Source organism: Mesorhizobium silamurunense (assembly GCF_014843905.1).
Lineage (GTDB): Bacteria > Pseudomonadota > Alphaproteobacteria > Rhizobiales > Rhizobiaceae > Mesorhizobium > Mesorhizobium silamurunense.
The window spans coordinates 17,586-35,505 of sequence record NZ_LPVS01000018.1; the positions used below are offsets into that span (position 1 = coordinate 17,586).

20 protein-coding genes are annotated in these 17,920 nt (G+C 65.1%); 6 read left to right on the top strand and 14 right to left on the bottom strand.

Annotated elements, in window-relative coordinates:
* The first annotated feature begins 18 nt into the window (after positions 1 to 18).
* The 3 genes from ygfZ to AU465_RS04635 all read left to right on the top strand — a co-directional run bounded on the left by ygfZ (position 19) and on the right by AU465_RS04635 (position 3,739).
* The gene (gene ygfZ / locus AU465_RS04625; RefSeq protein WP_192244453.1) at positions 19 to 894 is read left to right on the top strand and encodes a CAF17-like 4Fe-4S cluster assembly/insertion protein YgfZ; all 876 of its coding nucleotides are present in this window, start codon (positions 19 to 21) and stop codon (positions 892 to 894) included.
* Positions 894 to 1,532: a YfbR-like 5'-deoxynucleotidase gene (locus AU465_RS04630; protein WP_192244455.1), complete on the top strand. Its 639-nt coding sequence runs from the start codon at positions 894 to 896 to the stop codon at positions 1,530 to 1,532. Before ygfZ ends, AU465_RS04630 begins: the two co-directional genes overlap by 1 nt.
* Positions 1,533 to 1,597: 65 nt before the next feature.
* A complete protein-coding gene (locus AU465_RS04635; RefSeq protein WP_192244457.1) occupies positions 1,598 to 3,739 on the top strand; it encodes a putative bifunctional diguanylate cyclase/phosphodiesterase in 2,142 nt (713 codons plus the stop codon).
* A 19-nt stretch (positions 3,740 to 3,758) separates the two neighbouring features.
* Here the strand turns inward: AU465_RS04635 and AU465_RS04640 are convergent, their stop codons facing one another.
* Positions 3,759 to 4,649, bottom strand: a complete 891-nt coding sequence (locus AU465_RS04640) for a fatty acid desaturase family protein (protein ID WP_192244529.1) — start codon at positions 4,647 to 4,649, stop codon at positions 3,759 to 3,761.
* 107 nt (positions 4,650 to 4,756) lie between these two features.
* Between AU465_RS04640 and AU465_RS04645 the strand changes: the two genes are divergently transcribed.
* Positions 4,757 to 5,680: a LysR substrate-binding domain-containing protein gene (locus AU465_RS04645; RefSeq protein ID WP_192244459.1), complete on the top strand. Its 924-nt coding sequence runs from the start codon at positions 4,757 to 4,759 to the stop codon at positions 5,678 to 5,680.
* A 21-nt stretch (positions 5,681 to 5,701) separates the two neighbouring features.
* Here AU465_RS04645 and AU465_RS04650 read toward each other — a convergent pair whose 3' ends face one another.
* The 9 genes from AU465_RS04650 to AU465_RS04685 all read right to left on the bottom strand — a co-directional run bounded on the left by AU465_RS04650 (position 5,702) and on the right by AU465_RS04685 (position 13,681).
* Complete coding sequence (locus tag AU465_RS04650) at positions 5,702 to 5,974, bottom strand: DUF3303 domain-containing protein (protein WP_192244461.1); 273 nt, start codon at positions 5,972 to 5,974, stop codon at positions 5,702 to 5,704.
* Between the two features lie 17 nt (positions 5,975 to 5,991).
* Positions 5,992 to 7,455: a RimK family ATP-grasp domain-containing protein gene (locus tag AU465_RS04655; RefSeq protein WP_192244463.1), complete on the bottom strand. Its 1,464-nt coding sequence runs from the start codon at positions 7,453 to 7,455 to the stop codon at positions 5,992 to 5,994.
* 4 nt (positions 7,456 to 7,459) lie between these two features.
* The gene (locus AU465_RS04660; protein WP_192244465.1) at positions 7,460 to 8,557 is read right to left on the bottom strand and encodes a GNAT family N-acetyltransferase/peptidase C39 family protein; all 1,098 of its coding nucleotides are present in this window, start codon (positions 8,555 to 8,557) and stop codon (positions 7,460 to 7,462) included.
* Positions 8,558 to 8,766: 209 nt separating this feature from the next.
* A complete protein-coding gene (locus AU465_RS04665) occupies positions 8,767 to 9,570 on the bottom strand; it encodes an anti-sigma factor family protein (RefSeq protein ID WP_192244467.1) in 804 nt (267 codons plus the stop codon).
* Positions 9,567 to 10,085 (bottom strand): RNA polymerase sigma factor, encoded by a 519-nt coding sequence (locus AU465_RS04670; protein ID WP_192244469.1) that lies wholly within the window; start codon positions 10,083 to 10,085, stop codon positions 9,567 to 9,569. The genes AU465_RS04665 and AU465_RS04670 overlap by 4 nt, the downstream gene beginning before the upstream one ends.
* A gap of 162 nt (positions 10,086 to 10,247) precedes the next feature.
* Positions 10,248 to 10,463 (bottom strand): PIN domain-containing protein, encoded by a 216-nt coding sequence (locus AU465_RS37670; protein ID WP_376774816.1) that lies wholly within the window; start codon positions 10,461 to 10,463, stop codon positions 10,248 to 10,250.
* Positions 10,438 to 10,665 (bottom strand): PIN domain-containing protein, encoded by a 228-nt coding sequence (locus AU465_RS37675; protein ID WP_343221677.1) that lies wholly within the window; start codon positions 10,663 to 10,665, stop codon positions 10,438 to 10,440. Before AU465_RS37675 ends, AU465_RS37670 begins: the two co-directional genes overlap by 26 nt.
* Positions 10,665 to 10,907, bottom strand: coding sequence for a type II toxin-antitoxin system VapB family antitoxin (locus AU465_RS04680; RefSeq protein ID WP_192244471.1), 243 nt, complete (start codon positions 10,905 to 10,907; stop codon positions 10,665 to 10,667). Before AU465_RS04680 ends, AU465_RS37675 begins: the two co-directional genes overlap by 1 nt.
* Positions 10,908 to 10,960: 53 nt before the next feature.
* Positions 10,961 to 13,681: a DUF2339 domain-containing protein gene (locus AU465_RS04685; RefSeq protein WP_192244473.1), complete on the bottom strand. Its 2,721-nt coding sequence runs from the start codon at positions 13,679 to 13,681 to the stop codon at positions 10,961 to 10,963.
* Between AU465_RS04685 and AU465_RS04690 the strand changes: the two genes are divergently transcribed.
* Entirely contained in the window at positions 13,680 to 13,907 is a 228-nt protein-coding gene (locus AU465_RS04690) for a hypothetical protein (protein ID WP_192244475.1), read from the top strand. The two genes, AU465_RS04685 and AU465_RS04690, sit on opposite strands and share 2 nt — an antisense overlap.
* 20 nt (positions 13,908 to 13,927) lie before the next feature.
* Entirely contained in the window at positions 13,928 to 14,392 is a 465-nt protein-coding gene (locus AU465_RS04695) for an NUDIX hydrolase (protein WP_192244478.1), read from the top strand.
* A gap of 111 nt (positions 14,393 to 14,503) precedes the next feature.
* Here the strand turns inward: AU465_RS04695 and recO are convergent, their stop codons facing one another.
* The 4 genes from recO to rnc form a co-directional block, all read right to left on the bottom strand.
* On the bottom strand, positions 14,504 to 15,256 hold the full coding sequence (gene recO / locus AU465_RS04700; protein WP_192244480.1) for a DNA repair protein RecO: 753 nt from the start codon (positions 15,254 to 15,256) through the stop codon (positions 14,504 to 14,506).
* 91 nt (positions 15,257 to 15,347) lie between these two features.
* Positions 15,348 to 16,241 carry an aminoglycoside phosphotransferase family protein gene (locus tag AU465_RS04705; protein WP_192244483.1) on the bottom strand — a complete coding sequence of 298 codons (894 nt, stop codon included), beginning with the start codon at positions 16,239 to 16,241 and terminating at the stop codon, positions 15,348 to 15,350.
* Between the two features lie 44 nt (positions 16,242 to 16,285).
* On the bottom strand, positions 16,286 to 17,218 hold the full coding sequence (gene era / locus AU465_RS04710) for a GTPase Era (RefSeq protein ID WP_192244485.1): 933 nt from the start codon (positions 17,216 to 17,218) through the stop codon (positions 16,286 to 16,288).
* Positions 17,203 to 17,919, bottom strand: a complete 717-nt coding sequence (gene rnc / locus AU465_RS04715) for a ribonuclease III (protein WP_192244487.1) — start codon at positions 17,917 to 17,919, stop codon at positions 17,203 to 17,205. The genes era and rnc overlap by 16 nt, the downstream gene beginning before the upstream one ends.
* Between the last annotated feature and the right edge of the window lies 1 nt (position 17,920).

The following is a 17,920-nucleotide window of genomic DNA, read 5'->3' on the forward strand; positions in this document are numbered from 1 at the left end:
TGCAAGATCAGGCCGCTCATGCCCTTTGCCCTGCTGAAAGACCGCGCGCTCATTTCCGTGTCAGGCCCGGATGCCGAGCATTTCTTGCAGAACATCCTCACCACCGATCTGGATGCGCTCGGCCCGGGCGAAGCAAAGCCTGGCGCGCTGCTTGCGCCGCAGGGCAAAATCCTGTTCGACTTCCTGATCTCAAGGGCCGGAGACAACGGCTTGCGCCTGGAATGCCGGGCCGACATCGCCGACGATTTCGTGCGCCGGCTGATGCTTTACCGGCTAAGGGCAAAGGCCGAGATTGCCAAGCAGGATCAGGTATTTGTCACGGTCTCGTGGGGTAATGATTCAACCGCCTCACATTTTGATTCAATCGGGGCTCAATCAACGGCGCTTACCGACGCCCGCTTCCGCGACGTAGCGGTCAGGCGGGTCTATGGCGACGCAGCGGGTGATGGCGACGCCGGCGCCTGGCAGGCCCTGCGCATCGCCAATGGCATCGCGGAAAGCGGCTCCGACTACCAGCTCGGCGACGCCTTTCCGCATGACGTCCTGCTCGACGAGACCGGCGGCGTCGGCTTCAAGAAAGGCTGTTATGTCGGCCAGGAAGTGGTCTCGCGCATGCAGCATCGCGGCACCGCGCGACGCCGTGTGCTGATTGCCGCTGCCGCTGGCTCGCTGCCCCCGAGCGGCACGGAGGTGACTGTCAATGGCCGGCCCGTCGGCACTCTGGGTTCGGTAAGCGGCGGACGCGGCCTCGCCATCGCCCGCATCGACCGCGTCAAGGCAGCGCTTGATGCCTGCGATGCGATCATGGCCGGTGAGACGCCAATCATCCTCGCCATCCCGGCTTGGGCAAAATTTACCTTCCCGCAGGATGCCGTCGGCGCGGAGGAGGCCTGATGGCGGCCGACAGGGCGGGAGCGCCGCCGCGCGCCTGGCAACGCATGCTGTCCGGCCGGCGGCTCGACCTTCTCGACCCCTCGCCTCTCGACATCGAGATTGCCGACATCGCGCATGGTCTCGCCCGCGTCGCGCGCTGGAACGGCCAGACCAGCGGCGAGCACGCCTTTTCGGTGGCGCAGCATTCGCTGCTGGTCGAGGCGCTGTATGGCGAGCTGGTGCCGGCCGCTTCGGCCGAGGCGCGGCTTGCCGCGCTGCTGCATGACGCGCCCGAATATGTCATTGGCGACATGATCTCGCCCTTCAAGTCGGTGATGGGCGGCTCCTACAAGGACTGCGAGCTCAGGCTGCAGCGCGCCATCCATCTGCGCTTCTCGCTGCCGGCCGAGCTCGGCGCCGCCTTGCGCAAGGACATCAAGCGCGCCGACCAGATCGCCGCCTATTACGAGGCGACGCTGCTCGCCGGCTTCTCGACGGCGGAGGCGACCGAATATTTCGGCCGGCCGCGCGGCTTTTCCGCCGACCGCTTCGACTTCACGCCGCGCTCGGTGACGTGGGCGCAAGCGGCATTTCTGAAGCGTTTCACAATGCTTGAGGCCAAGCGGCAAGCTTTTCTTGCCGCCAATTCAACAGTGTAAAAGAACGCTAAATTAACCGGCAACCGCGACAGTACCATGTTCAGTCACGGTCAGCAGGCGCGCTCATGCCCGTCGCTCATGTCAAGGCTGGTTCGGCCGCGGGCAAGCGGAAAGCAACCGGTATTGGCCCGGCGCGGCGAATAGCCGAGGAACTGCGCGCGCAAAACGAGCGCTTTTCGGCTGCCGTCGAAAACATGTCGCATGGCCTGTGCATGTTCGATGCCGACGAGCGCATGATCATCTGCAACCGCAACTACGTCGACCTCTTCCGCCTCGACGCCAAGGTCATGAAGCCCGGCATCCGCTTCTTCGACATCCTGCAGCACAGCGTCGATATCGGCATCGCCTCGCAAAGCGCCGAGCAGCTCTATGCCGTCCGAAAGCCCTATATCGACGGCGCGAAGCCCTCGATCTATGAGGAGACGCTGGCGGACGGGCGCATCATCGTCATCTCGCACCGGCCGCTCGCCTCCGGCGGCTGGGTGTCGATCTACGAGGACGTGACCGTGCAGCGGCGCGCCGAGGAGGAGCTGAAGGAGCAGCACCGCCGCTTCAACGCCGCTTTAGCCAACATGTCGCAAGGCCTGCTGATGTACGACGCCGACGGCAAGATGATCGTGCGCAATCAACGTTTTCTGGAGCTCTACAAGGTCGCCGAGGCCGATTTCCCGTTTGGAACGACGCATCGCGACGCGCTCGAACGGCTGCTGGAACTCGGCATCTACACCAAGATCGACGTCGACAGCGAAGTCGCCAAGACCGAAGCCGCCCTTCGGGCGGGCAAGATGCAGTCGACTTACCGCTATCTTGCCGACGGCAGGACGTTTCTCGTCGTGCGTCAGCCGATGGGCGGCGGTGGCTGGGTGGTGACTTTCGACGATGTCACCGAACGACGCCGCACCGAAGAACGCATGACGCATCTTGCGCATCACGACACGCTGACCAACCTGCCCAACCGTTCGATGTTCCGCGAGCGGCTGGACCAGGCGCTGAGCGAGGCCAAGGCCGCGCCGCTGGCGATCTTCTCGCTCGACCTCGACCGCTTCAAGGCGGTCAACGATACCTTCGGGCACCCGGCCGGCGACTGGCTGCTGAAATGCGTGGCCGAGCGCCTGCAGCGCCGCCTGCGCAGCGAGAAGGACGTGGTGGCCCGTTTCGGCGGCGACGAATTCGCCATCATCCAGTCCAATATCAAGGGCGCGGCCGATGCCGAAAAGCTTGCCAAGCGCATTATCGAGGTGATCGGCAAGCCTTATCGCGACAAGGGCCGCGAGATGCATGTCGGCGTCAGCCTCGGCATCGCACTCTATCCCGCCGACGGGCAGGATGCCGACACGCTGCTCACCAATGCCGACATGGCGCTCTACCGGGGCAAGAGCGAGGGCCGCAACATCTACCGCTTCTTCGAGCCGGGCATGGACGCCATGGTGCGGGAGCGCCGGGCGCTCGAATCCGATCTCGAAGCCGCACTCCCGAGGCGCGAATTCGAGCTGGACTACCAGCCGATCCTCGACATCACGTCCGGCGACATCGTCGGCGCCGAGGCGCTGATGCGCTGGCGCTCGCCGTCGCGCGGGCTGGTGCCGCCGGACGACTTTATCGCGGCGGCAGAGGAGACCGGGCTGATCGTGCAGCTCGGCGACTGGGCGCTGCGCAAGGCCTGCGGCGTGGCAGCGGGCTGGCCGCGGGACATGCGCATGGCGGTCAACGTCTCGGCGGCCCAGATCAAGAGCGGCAGCTTCGCCCGCGGCGTGATCTCGGCGCTCGCCTTTTCCGGTCTGCCGGCCAGCCGGTTGGAACTCGAAATCACCGAGACGGTGATGATGGACGAGAGCGAAACAGTGCTGAGGACGCTCGGCCAGTTGCGCGGGCTCGGCGTTCGCATCGCGCTCGACGATTTCGGCACCGGCTATTCCTCGCTCGGTTACCTGCGGCGCTTCCCCGTCGACAAGATCAAGATCGACCGCTCGTTTATCCGCGACCTCGACAAGCGCGATACGGCGGCGATCGTGCGCACCGTGATCGGGCTCGGCGCCGAGCTTGGCGTCACCGTCACCGCCGAAGGCGTCGAGACCGAAGCGCAGCTCGACATGCTGCGCAAGGCCGGCTGCGGCGAGGCGCAAGGTTTTCTGATCGGCGTGCCGGCCAAGGCAACCGAAATGAGCCGGCTGCTGCGCTCGCAAGCGTCGATGCGCCGATCCGGCTGACGCCAGACGTTTCGGCCCCTCAGCGCAGCGTCTCGATGTATTTCTCGTGGAAGCTTACATAGCCGGGCTCGACCGCTTTCAGATGCCGCGCGATCAGCCGATGGAACGCCGGCAGCTGGTGGAACGGCACGCCGGGATAGGCGTGGTGCTCGGCATGATAGGGCATGTTCCAAGCGAGCTTGCGCACGACCCAGTTGGTGAGCGTCGTCCTGGTGTTTTCCAGCATGTTGGCGACGAGGGGGCAGCGGCCATGCTCGGCCAGCAGATAAAGCCTGAGGAAGGGCTGTCCGAGCAGCGCCGGCACGATCCAGACATAAAGCAGCACGCTTGCCTTGAACCAGACGGCAAGCGCCAGCACGACGACGTAGAAAGCGATCATGGCCCGCGCCTCGGCCTGCACTTTCGGCAGGCCCTTCGCCGGCACATAGCTGTCCCGGCAGTCGCCAGTCGCATTGATGTAGAGCGTCTTGAAATGGCCCCACCACATCGGCAGGCCCGAGACGTGGACAATGTATTGCCGCAAGGTCTCGGGCTTCGGGAAGGCCAATTCCGGATCGTTCTCCGGATCCTGGGTGAAGCGGTGATGCGCGAAATGAAAATAGCGGAACCAATCGGCGGGCAGCGCGATCGCCAGGCTGCAGAGCCGCGCGACGGCGTCATTCAGCCACTGCGTCTCAAACGCCGTCCTGTGCACGGTCTCGTGCAGCAGCGTGAACAGGAACACGATCACGATGCCCTGGAGCAGCATCAGGAGCGGCCAGAACGGCACCTTGGCCGCGATCAGCGTGCCGAGGGCGACGATGGCGCCGATATGGACGGCGAACTGGACGAGGCCTGGCACATCCGACTTGCCGGTCAGCCGGCCGCGCTCCTCATTGCTCAGCGAGGCGATGACATCGCGATGGTCGATGGTGTGGTCGATGGCGCTCATTAACGCCACCATACTGCAGAAAGAAACCTTTAGAAAAACGAGGAATTCTGCAAAATAGATAAGCCCAGCTTATCTTTCGGATCACAATGGTCGCACTTCCCTCCCTGCGCGGACTTCAAGCCTTCGAAGCCGCAGCGCGCACGGGCAGCTTCGCCGCGGCGGCGGAAGAGCTGTCGGTCTCGGCGGCCGCCGTCAGCCAGCTCATCCGTACCGTCGAGGAGCAGATGGGCCGCAAGCTGTTCCACCGCGTCAACCGCCGCGTCGTGCTGACCGAGGCCGGCGTCGAGATGCTGCCCAGGCTCACCATGGCCTTCCGGGAGATCGGCAGCGTCGCGCGCGATGTCGGCGGCGATGCGTTCCGGCCAAGGCTCGTCATCTCGGTGCCGCCTTCGATGGCGATGGGCTGGCTCTCCGAGCGCCTTGCCGGCTTTGTCGCCAGCCACGGCGCCGCGGACATCTCGCTCAGAGGCGAGGACGACCCGGTGCCGCTTGACCATGAGCTAATCGACATCCGGCTTTCCTATGGCCCGCACTATCGCGAGCACCCGACCGAGGAGATCGTCCGCGATGCCGTCTATCCCGTCTGCGCGCCGGGCCTTGCCGGCGCAATCAGGTCCGAAAACCTCGCCGGCCTGCCACTGATCCACACCGACTGGGGACCGTCCGGCGCCTCCTTTCCGTCCTGGCGCAACTGGTTCGAAGCGGTGGGCATCGAGCCAGGGCGGGCGGCGCAGCGCGGCCTTTCCGCCAACTCGTCGCGGGCAGCACTCGACCTCGCCATTTCGGGGCTGGGCGTGGCGCTGGCGCAAGGGATTTACTGTGCTGGGGCGCTGGAAGACGGCAAGCTGGTGCGGCCTGCAACTGACCGGCTGGAACTGCGCCAGCCCTATTGCCTGACGATCCCCGAGCGCAGCGCGAGGCGCGATGTCGTAGCGGCATTCCGCCGATGGCTGATCGAGGAATGCGTCCGTGCGGTCAGATCTCCGGCGCTAATCGCCGCATCCATCTGACGACCGCGTGTAAGTGCTTGCTCAAAGGTGTCCGGCCAATGCCGCCACCATGTCCTTGCTGGTGGCAACGGGAACGATCTCGAACTCCACCAGGTCCGCCCATTCGATGACCCAGCGCTGCAGCAGCGTGACGTCATCGGCCTCGACCAGCAGGAAGCAGCGGCTCATGTCGCCTGCGATCCAGCTGTGATGCACGACAAGCTCGTCGGGCTTCAGCCGGCCACGGTCGCGGAAGCGGCGGTAGATCTCCTTGCGGTCGCAGCCGCTAAAATCCTCGATCACGAAAAACAGCATCTTGCCCCCATCGGTGATTATCTGCCCGGCCGCTCCAGGCGTTCCAGGAACCACTGCGTCAGCCTCACCCACAGCTCGTCCTTCTCGCCGGAATCCTCCCAGCCATGGTCGAGATTGGGGTTGTCGTTGACCTCGATGACGAAGACGCCGTCCCTGGTCTCCTTGAGATCGACGCCGTAGAGCCCGTCGCCGATGCAGCGCGCCGCCTTCACCGCCGTCTCGACGACATGCGGCGGCGTCTGCTTGAGCGTGAAGGTCTTGATGCCGCCCTGGTCCGGCTTGCCGTTGGCCTTGTGGTTGACGATCTGCCAGTGCTTCTTCGCCATCAGATAATGCACGGCAAACAGCGGCTGCCCGCCGAGCACGCCGACGCGCCAGTCATATTCGGTCGGGATGAATTTCTGCGCGATGAGGAGATCGGAATCCTCCAGCCATTCGGTCGCTAGCTTGGTCAGCTCGGCAAGGTTCTCGCATTTCTTGACGCCGCGCGAGAAGGATGAGTCCGGGATCTTCAGCACCAGCGGGAAGCCCAAGGTCTGGGCCGCGAGTTCCAGATCGGAGGTGCCGGCAATCATCACGGTCGGCGGCACCGGCACCTTGTTGTAGGTCATCAGTTCGTTGAGATAGACCTTGTTGGTGCAGCGGATCATCGACAGCGGGTCGTCGATCACCGGCATGCCTTCCTGCTGGGCGCGGCGCGCGAAGCGGTAGGTGTGGTTGGAGATGGACGTCGTCTCGCGGATGAACAGCGCGTCGTAGTTGGCGAGCTTGGCGAGGTCCTTCCTGGTGATCGGCTCGATCTCGACGCCCATCTTCTCGGCGATCCGCGCCCAGTAGCGCAGCGAGGAAATCTCCGACGGCGGCAGCTCCTCATGCGGATCGACCAGCGTCGCGAAAGTATAGCGCGACGGCGTCCGGCCCTTGGTGTCACGCCACTCGCGGTTGGTGTAGGTCTCCAGGCACTGCAGGAAGGAGGCTTCCTCCTCGTCGGTCATGCGGGCGAGCGGCAGGAAGCCGATCTTGCGGATCGAGGCCCATTCGGCGCTGTCCTTGATGTGGACCTCCAGCGCCGGCGCGCGGAACCAGTCGAACAGGAGCTTGGTGAAGCGATCCCACACTTTCGACGGGCCGATACCGAAGAAGACGGCGACCTTGGATGGGAAGGTGCCGCCGAGATCCTTGCGGCATTTGTTGAGCGCAAGCTCGAGTTCGGGCAGCGCGTGCTCGTAGAGCTTGCGCTCCGAAAGATCGATCATCGTCTCGACCGTCGGGATCACCTTGTGGCCGCGCGAGCCGGCGAGCAGCGAGGCATAGTAACCGCGGCTCTGGTAGCCGTAATTGTTCGACAGGTTGATCACCTTCGGCCGCTGGCCGCGAAACAGCGCCGGATGCGCGAGATAGTCGCGGTTGGTGATGATCTTGTGCGGCGTCGCCACCTGGTCGAGGTCGTTCTGCCTGCCTGTAAGGATGACCCAGGTCATTGTTTCAGCGTTTTCCCAGAGTGATGGCGGCGCGCAACCCATCGCGGCCGAACTGAGCCATGTTCATGAAGATGCCATAGGGCACCGGGATGTTGGCGGCGTCGAGGATCGTTTCCTGCCTTTCGTCCTCGACCCAGGGATCGTGGATGAGGATATGGTCGCCGTCGTCGCCGATGGCGAGCACCCAATGCGGCACCTTCTTGCCGAACATCAGGAAGCCGCTGATCAGCACCAGCACCAGCTTGCCGCCGGCAAGGGCCGAGCGGATGTCGTCAATGCCGAACGGACGGTAATTGACCGGGATGCCGTAAAGTTCCGCGCGGCGACGGAAGTCGACCTGGGCGAGCTCCATCACCCGGCGCTTGTCCTCGCTGCGCACCGACTGCAGGAAGAGCGCGCCGTGGAAGGACACGAAGATCTCGGCGGCAAGCCCGCTTTCATAGCCGGCAACCGCCAGGCCGAAAGGCTCGCAGCCGCCCGGCCCGGACATCATGAACACCGTGGTCGCCTCGCGCCACAGGCGAATCTCCATGACCGGGTCGGGCACGAAGCCGCGGTCGAAATTGGCCATCGCCATCATCAGGCAGCAGGGGCCGCACGTGAACTCGCAGGTCTGCTGGTAGAACGGCACCTTGGTGTTGGTCGGGACATCGCCGCGCAGCGTCTTCTCGTAGCGCAGCGCCGTGGCGCCGTCCTCGTAATAGTCCGGCTCGCGGCCGATCTTGCGGTAGCCTGCCTGCTCGTAAATGTTGATGGCGCGCGGATTGTCCTCGCGCACTTCGAGCCGCAACATCATGCGGTCGTGCTCATACGCCGCCTCCTCGGCCGCGGCCAGCAGTTGCCGGCCGATGCCGAGGCTGCCGAAGAACGGACCGACTGCGATGGAATAGAGCCGGGCCACGCCGCTGCCCTTGCGAAACAGCACCACCGCGTAGCCGGCGACATGGCCGTCATTCTCGGCCACCAGCATCTCGGCGGTCTCGCGCTCGATCAACTGGCGAAAGGAGCGACGCGACAAGCGATCGCTTGAGAAGACAGCCTTCTCGATGGCGGCGAGGTCATCGACGTCTGACGCGCGGGCCTTGCGGATTTCGGCAGGCATGCGGGCTTTGGGAGAACCTCGATTGGATTTAAGGAAACGGCCCCGGTCAAAAAGCAACACCCCGGCCGAAGCGCCGGCATTCATCAAGCGCTATCGCTCCTTGATTAGGGCCGAATTGTGACACTTTCAGCGGCGCCAAGGAAGCGCGAACTGTTTGAACAAGACCGCTGTTTTGGATGGGCTGCCGGTTGCGGAAAACGCAGCCGGCATCAGCTCGAAATGCCGGCGAGAAGCTGGCCATAGGCGCTCTTGGCGACGTCCGACAGCCGCTCGCGCGGCAGCGAGCCGACGACGGCGCAGCCATAGCCTTTGTCGAGCCAGTAGACCGCCTCGGGTCCGTCCGCTTCTGCCGAATAGGTGCCCTTGGCGGTTTCGGACGATTCGGCGGTGACGAAGAGCGAGATGCGCTCGCCCTTGGCGTCCTCGTAAAGCAGCATCGCGGCCTTGCCGTGCTCGCCCGAAGGCAGCAGCCGGCCGCCGATGAGCTCGAAGCCTTCGGCCGCCAGATCGGGCGCGACCACCTTCAGCCCTACCCGGTTGGACAGCCAGGTCTGCAGATGGTCCTTGTCGCTTGCCGGCACCTCGACGGCATGACGCTTCTCAGCGGCATAGATGACATGGGCGGCGATCGCTTGCTCCGCGAGTTGGTCGTCGCTCTCGCCGCTTCGGCCGATGCCGCCGATGCCGCCGATGCCGGCGACATAGCCGCCGAACCCGCCGACCATCAGCACGGCGGCGGCCGCGGCCGAAAGCCACCAGCGCGAACGCCAGGCGGGCGTCCTCGCCGGTGCTTCGCCGAGCACCGTTGCCTTGAGCCTTGCCGGCACCGGCTCGTCCATCACGCCGGCCAAGGCAGCGCGGAGCGCCGCGCGGTCGGCGATGTAGCGGGCGCTCTTTGCCCGCATCTCGGGATTGGCTTCGAGCCAGGCGTCATAGGCCAAGCGCTCCTCTGCCGGCAGCTCGCCATCGAGGGCCATGTGGATGTCGCGTTCGGAGAAATCGCGCCGGGTCATCGCTCGACAATCCTTATCGAGCGGCGGCGCGAGGAGTCGTCCAGCAGACCGCGCAGTTCCTCGCGGCCACGCGCGATGCGCGACATCAGCGTGCCGGCCGGCACGCCGAGGATGTTGGCGGCCTCAGCGTAGGAAAAGCCTTCGATGGCGACCATGACCAACGCCGCGCGGCGATCGGGGCCGATCGCCTGCAAGGCATCCATGATCTCGCGGGATGCAATGGTTTCGACCTGATCGGCGGGCGCAGACTGGGCTTCGCCGGCTTCCAGGGGCAGCATCGCCGCCTCGCCACGTCGGTTAACCTTGCGCATCTGGTCGATGAACAGATGATGCATGATCGTAAACAGCCACCTCCTGGGGCTTTCTCCTGTCTGCCAGTTGTCGAGCCGGACAAGCGCCCGCTCGAGACAATCCTGGACGAGATCGTCGGCGGAATCGCGGTCGCGCAGCAGCGAGCGCGCGTAGCGGCGCAAACGCGGTATCTCGCTCAGGATCGCTGCCCTCTTGTCGTCCATAACCGCTTTTTTCGAGGTCGTCTTCCATCCGATTGAACGCGCCTTCGCAGCGCGGCGCAAGCAGCCAGCGCGAAGCGGACCAACCGCTCCGGTACCCAAGCACCTTAACAACGCTGGCGGATGCGTGTTTATTCCCGGCTATCCGATCGTCGAAGCTATGATTTATGCCAGATCCGTCTCCAGGAAATCACCGCCTTTGTAGAGCAGCGGAACGTCGAGCGCCTTGGCGCAGGCATAGGCGAAGCAGTCTCCTAGATTGAGATCGGCCGGATGGCCGACCGCCTTGCGGTAGCGGATGCTGGCGTCGAGAGCGCGCGTGCCGATCTCTTCATCGACAGACACGTTGCGAGCATCAATTTCTTCGATGAAGGTGTCCATCAGATCGCGCGCCGCCGACAGCATTCGGGGACTTGGCCTTTTTGGCACCGCCGCTCAGTCGTCCAAGTGCAAATGTCGCCTCGACCCTGACCAGCGCCGATACGTGAAGCGGACCTGCGGTGTCGAGAATCCGTTTTAGCAATTCCTCCCAGCCTGGCTCCTTGGCAAGGATCGCGACGATCACCGACGCATCGACGAACATCACTCCTCCCACATCTCGTCCATGAACGCTTTCATGTCGAAGTTGGGATCGAACGGCCCCAATGCAGCAGCTTGCGCCTGAAGAACTGCAATCCTTTCACGCAACGGCTTTCGAGCGCGATTGCGCTCCAGTTCATGCAAAAGCGCGGTCCGTACGGCTTCTGTTTTGCTGGAAGCCTTGGTCTCGCGCTGCAATTTTGTCGCCAGCGCGTCGACCTCATCGTCACGAATGTAGAGCGGCATATGAATTTCTCCTGCCGAATATTCATATATTCCGTTTTGAATATTCAGGCACCTCACCTTTGCCTGGCCGCTCTTGTCAGAAGCCGCTGATAAAACAACCCGATGCCGATCAGCACCGCGCCGAGGCCGATGAAGGAGAGCGCGCGCAGCACGCCTTCCAGCTCCGACATGTCGAAGAGGAAGACTTTCAGCACCGCGACTGCGATCAGCACGGCCGAGGCGATGCGCAGCACCTGCGACCTCAGCCAGACGCCGGTGGTGAGCAGCGCCACGCCGATGACCAGCCAAAGCGCCGAATAGGTGTAGGTCTCGAGCTGGCCTAGCCCGCTCCACAGGCCGATGAACTCGCCCTTGAACAGGCGCCGGACAGAGAGCGTCGCATAGGCGAAGGCAAGCAGCGAAGCGACCAGCGCCAGCATCGCCGCATACCATCTCGGGCGCTTGTCGCGGACATAAAGCGCCAGCGCGCCGGCCGCGACGGCCGGCAGCAGATAGGCGAAGAACAACAGATTGAAGAACGGAATGGTGCCGGTGGATTCGTCCGTCACGAGCGGGTTCAGCACCACGAAATGCTGGATGACGATCAGGCCGGCAGAGACCACGCCGGCCGCCATCGAGCCATAGCGCAGCACCGAGCTCGGCGAGCGCATGTCGATGGCGACGAGGATCGCGCCAGCGCCGAGCGCGATCAGCGTGTAGATCGCCTGCTCGCCGAGCGTGACAGTGCCGGTGTCGATGACGCCGCCATGCATGGCGTGACGCACCAGCATCGCAACGGCGAGCAGGCCAAACAGCGCCGAGGTCGCCTCCATCGCGAGGCGCGGCCGTCCGTTGGTGGTGCGCGCCAGTTGCCAGGCAGAAAAACCAAAGGCGAGCGCTGGCACGCCATAACCCGGCAGCAGCCAGTTGAAGACCGGCGTCCTCGACAATGCCGCCGCGCCGACGATGGTCGGATCGAAGGCGACGCGGCCGAGCACGGCGACCGCGGCGCCCACTGCGATCCAGCCCAGCACCGGATAGGAGCGCCAGCGCGTCGCCAGCGCCGGAACGACGGCGGCGGCGCCGAGCAGCACGGTCGTCCAGCCGGAGCCGAAGGCCATGTGCAGCATCAAGAGGCCGGCAACGCCGGCGCCGGCGAGCGCGAAGGAGACCGCCGGGCCGCCGCCGAGCGGCGGCTCTTCGGCGCGCGCGATCCACTCGCCGCCGGCGGCAAAGACCAGCACCAGAAGCAGCGCCGGCAGCGCGTAGCCGAGGTCGCGGTCGATATCGCCAAAGGTGAGCCAGAGTGCCGCGAGCACAACCAGCGGCGTAATGACGCCCCATGCCGCCCAGGACGCGGCGCGGACAGGCGCGGTTGCCGCAGAACGGCGCGCAGCCCAGAAGCCAGTTCCGATGAAGACGAGGGCAAGCGCGATGCCGATGCGGAAGGTCAGCGTGTCGGCTATCGCCAGCGGCTCGGCGCCCAGGCCGACATCCAGCGCATCGGCGCCGATGGTGGCAGGCGGGATGATGCCGAGATGGATCAGCACCGTCGCCAGACCGGCGGCGAAGACCAGCGGCAGAGCGCGCGGCCGGTAGAGCGCTACCGCCACAAGCGCCGCGAGCAGCACCGCGCCATGCAAAGCATAACCGGCCTTGGCAAAGACCGGATCGACCGACAGTCCGAGCGCGGTCAGCGCAACGAAGAAGCCGGGCGCGATCGACGGCCAGTCGAAGCCTCGCTCCGCCTCGTCGCGTCGGCCGAGCCAGACGAAGGCGAGCACGGCGAGCGTCGCCAGGCTGATGAACAGGACGGCGGCCAGGTTCACCTCCGGAGCATCGGTCATGTAGAGGATGGTCCAGATGCCGCAGCCGGCGAAGGCAGCGGCGACCAGCGCCTTCCAGTCACGGATGCGGGCGATCGCGGCAGTGGCGGCAAGCACGATCGCCAGATAGACGAACAGCGCCCAGGGGTTGGGCGCTTGCGAGGCGACGAGCGCCGGCGTGACCATGGCGCCGACAAGGCCGATGCCGGCCAGCGCCAGGCCGTGGACCAGCGAGGCGGCGATGGCCGCGACGCCGATGGCGCCGAGCAGCGCGAAGGCGAGCGCCGGACCGATGAAGCCATAGATGCCGTGCGCGGCGTAGACGGTACCGAACAGGATGAAGGCGCCGGCCGCCGTCAGGATCGACGGGATATAGGCGCCGGCAGCACCTTGTACCGGCACCCTGAAGCCGGTGCGGCGGATGAACTCGGCGCCGGCGATCAGCACCAGGCCAAGAATGCCGGCCATGGCGAGGCGCACGCCGGGCCCGAAAATACCGGCCTCGATCGTGTAGCGGATCAGGAACAGGCCGCCCAGCGTCAGCGCGATGCCGCCGACCCAGACCGCCCAGCGCGTGCCGAGCGCCGTCTCGACATCGCGCGCGGCCATTGCAGGCGCAGCCGCTTCGGCCGGCGTGTCAGGTTGCGCCGATCCGGCCGGTTCGGACGGACTCCCCTCGCCCGCTTGGGCCGGCGCTTCGGCTTTGGGTGCGTCGGGTGTCGCGGCAGCGGCTCCCGGGGCGGCTTCAGTTGCCGGCGGCGCCGCAACCACGGCCGCTGCGGCGAGCGCTTCGTCCGGCGCGCCTTCCGTCACCGCGTCCGCCTTGGGCGCTCGCTGGGGGACACCCGAGAGCACCAGGCTGCGCAACGCGCCAAGCTCGCGCTCGATCAACCCAATGCGGGTCTGCTGGCGCGAAATGATGACGAATAAAGCGATGACCGCAGCAATGGCAATCAGGCCGAAAAACATGGCGGTTCCCCTCAAAACCGTACCAATCGTGGCCGACAAATGCGGCAATGAGACGGCTATTGAAATCAGCGCTTTGCCGGCCTGCAAGATCGAGCATGTTTCGGCGCCGATTGCCAGCAACCGCAAGCTTTATCCAATGGCAACACGTCGACACGGCCGGGACTCGGGCGGCAAATTACCTGCCGCTGGCCGCGAAATACTCGTGCTATTCTCGAACGCCCGCTGAAATTGCCGTGAGGATAATCGATGCCGCAACGAAGCGCTGGCCTGCTGATCTACAGGCGAACCGCCGGTGTGTTCGAATTCCTGCTGGTCCATCCCGGCGGACCGTTCTGGGCAAGGAAGGATGAAGGCGCCTGGTCGATCCCGAAGGGGCTGATCGGCGACAAGGAAGATGAGCTTCAGGCCGCCCGCCGCGAGGCCGAGGAAGAACTCGGCCTCGCCATCGACGGCGATTTCCAACCTGTCGGCAGCTACAAGCAGCCGGGTGGCAAGATCGTCATCGCCTGGAGCGTGGAAGCGAACGTCGACGCTGATGCGATCAAGAGCAACATGTTCACCTTGGAGTGGCCGCCGAAGTCAGGCACCACGAAGGAATTCCCAGAGGTGGACAGGGCCTGCTGGTTTTCACTTCCTGAAGCCGGCCTCAAGATCCTGAAGGGCCAGCGCGCCATCCTCGACGATTTTCTGGAGCGGCGGGGCGCCGATTAGAGCGTTTCACCGTTTCATGGAAACGGCGAAACGCTCTATCTCTTTGTTCTTACGCAATTCCGGACGGAAAACCGCTGCGCACTTTTCCTGGAATTGCTCTAGACGCTCGCCCTATTCGTCGGCGATCGCCTTCACCGCCGCCTGATGCCGGCGCAGCGCAGCCAGGAAGCCGGCGCGCGCGTCGGGTGGCTCGATGCCGCGCGGCTCATAGACATGGCGGGTGAGGAAGAAGCCAGTCAGCCGGAAGGCGTCTTCCAGCGCCGCAGCATCGGCGCGCAGGCCGGAGCCGCGCTGCAGGAAGGCAGGCAGCGCCAGCATCTTGTCGCGCCAGGGCTCGCCGGCGGCGCGCGAGACCGCGCGTCCGGATTTCGGCGAAACATACGCGAGATCCTGCCGCGTGCCGGTCGCCGCGCATTGGCTGAGATCGAGGCCGAAGCCGAGTTCATCCAGAATAAGCAGTTCGAAGCGCGCCACCAACTCGCCTGCGGCATCGGCGTCGTCGAGATGAGAGATCATCACGGCAAGAGCCTCGTAGAGGCCGCCATGGGCGTCGCGCTCGGGCAGAAGCCTGAGATGCGCGGCCATGGTCTGCAGGCCGTAAACCGCAATCGCGCTGTCCATCAGCCGCGCGGCGTTCATCTCGATCGCCTCGGCCTGGAAGACGCCGAGATGCTCGTCGAGCCGCGCCCGCCACAGAAGTTCGACGCGGTTGCCGGGCTGCAGCACCGGCTGCTGCTTGCGCGAGCGGCCGCCGCGCACGAGACCGAGATGGCGGCCATGCGCGCGCGTCATCACCTCGAGGATGGCGCTGGTTTCGCCATGCTTTCGGGTGCCGAGAATGATTCCCTCGTCGCGCCATTCCATGGGACCGAGCTTTTCACCTGTTGCGCGGCGAAATCAAGATTTTGGGGCACCGTCGGCGGTCTGTGCTGACATTCGTCAGCGTGACCGCTCATCACGTCCAGTGTTCGTGATCGGCGAGCACCTCATCGATCACCCGTCTGGACCTCTGGGCCTCGGCCTGGTTGGCGTCGTGACCGGCAGCGGTGATCAACGCCTTCCACAACGTCCAGCCGCGGCCGCGCGCCCAGGTCGCCTGATCGACGGCGATGCGATCGCGAAACGCCTCGCGGCTTTCGCCTTCGAAGAACGTCCAGGCGATCGCGAGATCGCAAGACGGGTCGCCGACGCCCGACGTACCGAAGTCGATGACGGCGCTCAAGCGGCCGTCTTCGACCAAGATATTGCCCGAGGCGACATCGCCATGGAACCAGACGGGCGACCCGTGCCAGGTTGCGGCAAGGGCCGCTTCCCAAACTGTGGTGGCCGCCTGCGTATCGATCTCGCCTTCGAGCGCGGCGATGGCCTGCCTCGCCTCGCCGTCATAGACGGTCGGCGGTCCGCCGCGATAAAAATTGTGCTGGCCCGGCGCCGGCCCGCCGGTTGGATCGATCCGCTTCAGGGCGACCAGGAAATCGGCGAGCGAGAGCGCGAACGCGCGAAGGTCGGCGATGCGCGCGGTCTTTGCCGTCTCGCCTTCGATCCAGCGGTATACGGACCAATGCCAGGGATAGCCCGTTGCCGGCTCGCCCATGGCCAGCGGCACCGGGATCGGCAGCGGCAAAAGCGGCGCGAGCTTGGGCAGCCAGCGATGCTCCTTCTCGACCTGCAGCGAATAGGGAACCGCGCTTGGCAGCCTGACCGTCATTTCGTCGCCGAGATGGAAGGTGCGGTTGTCCCAGCCGCCGGAAGCAACCGGTCTGATCGGCAGATGCCGCCATTCAGGGAACTGCGACTCGATCAGCCGGCGCACGAGATCGGTGTCGATATCTACCTTAGGATTGTGCATGCCGTTGTCCCAGATCGACGGGCGGCATTCCTAGAGGACATGCATCAGTGGGGAAACTCCAGTCCCATTTCGCGGTAGCGCTCGGGGTCGTCGCCCCAGTTCTCGCGTACCTTGACGAACAGGAAGAGGTGCACCTTCTGCTCGAGGATTTCAGCGATCTCGGTGCGCGCGGCCTGGCCGATGGCGCGGATCGTCTCGCCCTTGTGGCCGAGCACGATCTTCTTCTGGCTGTCGCGCTCGACATAGATGACCTGCTCGATGCGCACCGAGCCGTCCTTCTTCTCTTCCCACTTCTCGGTCTCGATATGGGAGGAATAGGGAAGCTCCTGATGCAGCCTGAGATACAGTTTCTCGCGTGTGATCTCGGCCGCGAGCTGGCGCATCGGCAGGTCCGAGATCTGGTCCTCCGGATAGTACCAGGGACCGGCGGGAAGCGTCTCGGCGAGATAGTCGAGCAAATCCTTGCAGCCGGAGCCGGTGAGCGCCGAAACCATGAAGGTGCGCTTGAACGGCACGCGTTCGTTCGCTGCCGCCGCCAGGGTCAGAAGCGTCTCCGGCTTGACGCGGTCGACCTTGTTGAGGACGAGCAGCATCGGCTGCTTAACGTCCTTCAGCCGGTCGAGTATGGCGTCCGCGTCGCCTCTGATGCCGCGCTCGGCATCGATCAACAGCACCACGACATCGGCATCCTTGGCGCCGCCCCAGGCGGTGGTGACCATCGCCGTGTCGAGACGCCGCTTCGGCTTGAAGATACCGGGCGTGTCGACGAAGACGATCTGCGCATTGTCATGCGTGGCGATGCCGCGCACGATCGCGCGCGTCGTCTGCACCTTGTGGGTGACGATGGAGACCTTGGCGCCGACCAGTTGATTGACCAGCGTCGACTTCCCGGCATTGGGCGCGCCGATCAGCGCGACGAAGCCGGAGCGCGTGGCTGGCGTTTCGGAAGTTTCGGTTCCGGTCATGCAGCGCTCCATACGCCTTCGCGCAGCAGCAGCGCCGCCGCTGCTGCCTGCTCCGCCTCGCGCTTGGAACGGCCGCTGCCGATCGCCGGCGCGAAGGAGCCGACCTTGACGCTGACGGTGAACAGCGGATCGTGGTCAGGGCCTTCGCGAGCGTCGATGCGGTAGGCCGGGACGGCGCCCGATGCGGCCTGATGCGCCCATTCCTGCAATTCGGTCTTGGCGTCGCGGCGGGCGGCACCGATCGCCTGCGAGCGCGGCTGCCAGTAGCGATGGATGAAAGCGCGCGCCGCCTCCAGGCCGCCGTCGAGATAGAGCACGGCAATCAGCGACTCCAGCGCATCGGCGCGCAGGTTGGTTCGCTTGCGGCCTTCAAGGTTGCGCACGTCGGAGCCGGCGCGGACCAGTTCCGGCAAGCCGATCTCCTCGGCGATCTCGGAGAGCGCTTCGGCATTGACCAGCGCGTTGAGGCGCAACGAGAGTTCGCCCTCGGCGGCCTCTGGAAAGGCCGCGAGCAACATGTCGGCCACGACGAGGCCGAGAACGCGGTCGCCCAGGAATTCGAAGCGTTCGTAGTCGACGCCGGCATGGGTCGAACGCGCGCTGGCATGGGTCAGCGCGCGCTGCAGACGCTGGCGGTCGGCGAAGACGTGGCCGGTGCGCTCGACAAGCGCTTCGGCGAGGGCAACGGCGGTCAAACGCTTGGTGGCCGCCATG

Coding starts and splice junctions, on each gene's coding strand:
- AU465_RS04650 (WP_192244461.1), bottom strand. CDS start 5,974: ATGCTGTTTTTCGTGATCGAGGATTTTAGCGGCTGCGACCGCAAGGAG.
- AU465_RS37670 (WP_376774816.1), bottom strand. CDS start 10,463: ATGGACACCTTCATCGAAGAAATTGATGCTCGCAACGTGTCTGTCGAT.
- AU465_RS04655 (WP_192244463.1), bottom strand. CDS start 7,455: ATGACCTGGGTCATCCTTACAGGCAGGCAGAACGACCTCGACCAGGTG.
- AU465_RS04660 (WP_192244465.1), bottom strand. CDS start 8,557: ATGCCTGCCGAAATCCGCAAGGCCCGCGCGTCAGACGTCGATGACCTC.
- ygfZ (WP_192244453.1), top strand. CDS start 19: ATGCCCTTTGCCCTGCTGAAAGACCGCGCGCTCATTTCCGTGTCAGGC.
- AU465_RS04685 (WP_192244473.1), bottom strand. CDS start 13,681: ATGTTTTTCGGCCTGATTGCCATTGCTGCGGTCATCGCTTTATTCGTC.
- AU465_RS04690 (WP_192244475.1), top strand. CDS start 13,680: ATGGCGGTTCCCCTCAAAACCGTACCAATCGTGGCCGACAAATGCGGC.
- AU465_RS04645 (WP_192244459.1), top strand. CDS start 4,757: ATGGTCGCACTTCCCTCCCTGCGCGGACTTCAAGCCTTCGAAGCCGCA.
- AU465_RS04705 (WP_192244483.1), bottom strand. CDS start 16,241: ATGCACAATCCTAAGGTAGATATCGACACCGATCTCGTGCGCCGGCTG.
- AU465_RS04680 (WP_192244471.1), bottom strand. CDS start 10,907: ATGCCGCTCTACATTCGTGACGATGAGGTCGACGCGCTGGCGACAAAA.
- era (WP_192244485.1), bottom strand. CDS start 17,218: ATGGAGCGCTGCATGACCGGAACCGAAACTTCCGAAACGCCAGCCACG.
- AU465_RS04630 (WP_192244455.1), top strand. CDS start 894: ATGGCGGCCGACAGGGCGGGAGCGCCGCCGCGCGCCTGGCAACGCATG.
- AU465_RS04695 (WP_192244478.1), top strand. CDS start 13,928: ATGCCGCAACGAAGCGCTGGCCTGCTGATCTACAGGCGAACCGCCGGT.
- recO (WP_192244480.1), bottom strand. CDS start 15,256: ATGGAATGGCGCGACGAGGGAATCATTCTCGGCACCCGAAAGCATGGC.
- AU465_RS04670 (WP_192244469.1), bottom strand. CDS start 10,085: ATGGACGACAAGAGGGCAGCGATCCTGAGCGAGATACCGCGTTTGCGC.
- AU465_RS04635 (WP_192244457.1), top strand. CDS start 1,598: ATGCCCGTCGCTCATGTCAAGGCTGGTTCGGCCGCGGGCAAGCGGAAA.
- rnc (WP_192244487.1), bottom strand. CDS start 17,919: ATGGCGGCCACCAAGCGTTTGACCGCCGTTGCCCTCGCCGAAGCGCTT.
- AU465_RS37675 (WP_343221677.1), bottom strand. CDS start 10,665: ATGTTCGTCGATGCGTCGGTGATCGTCGCGATCCTTGCCAAGGAGCCA.
- AU465_RS04665 (WP_192244467.1), bottom strand. CDS start 9,570: ATGACCCGGCGCGATTTCTCCGAACGCGACATCCACATGGCCCTCGAT.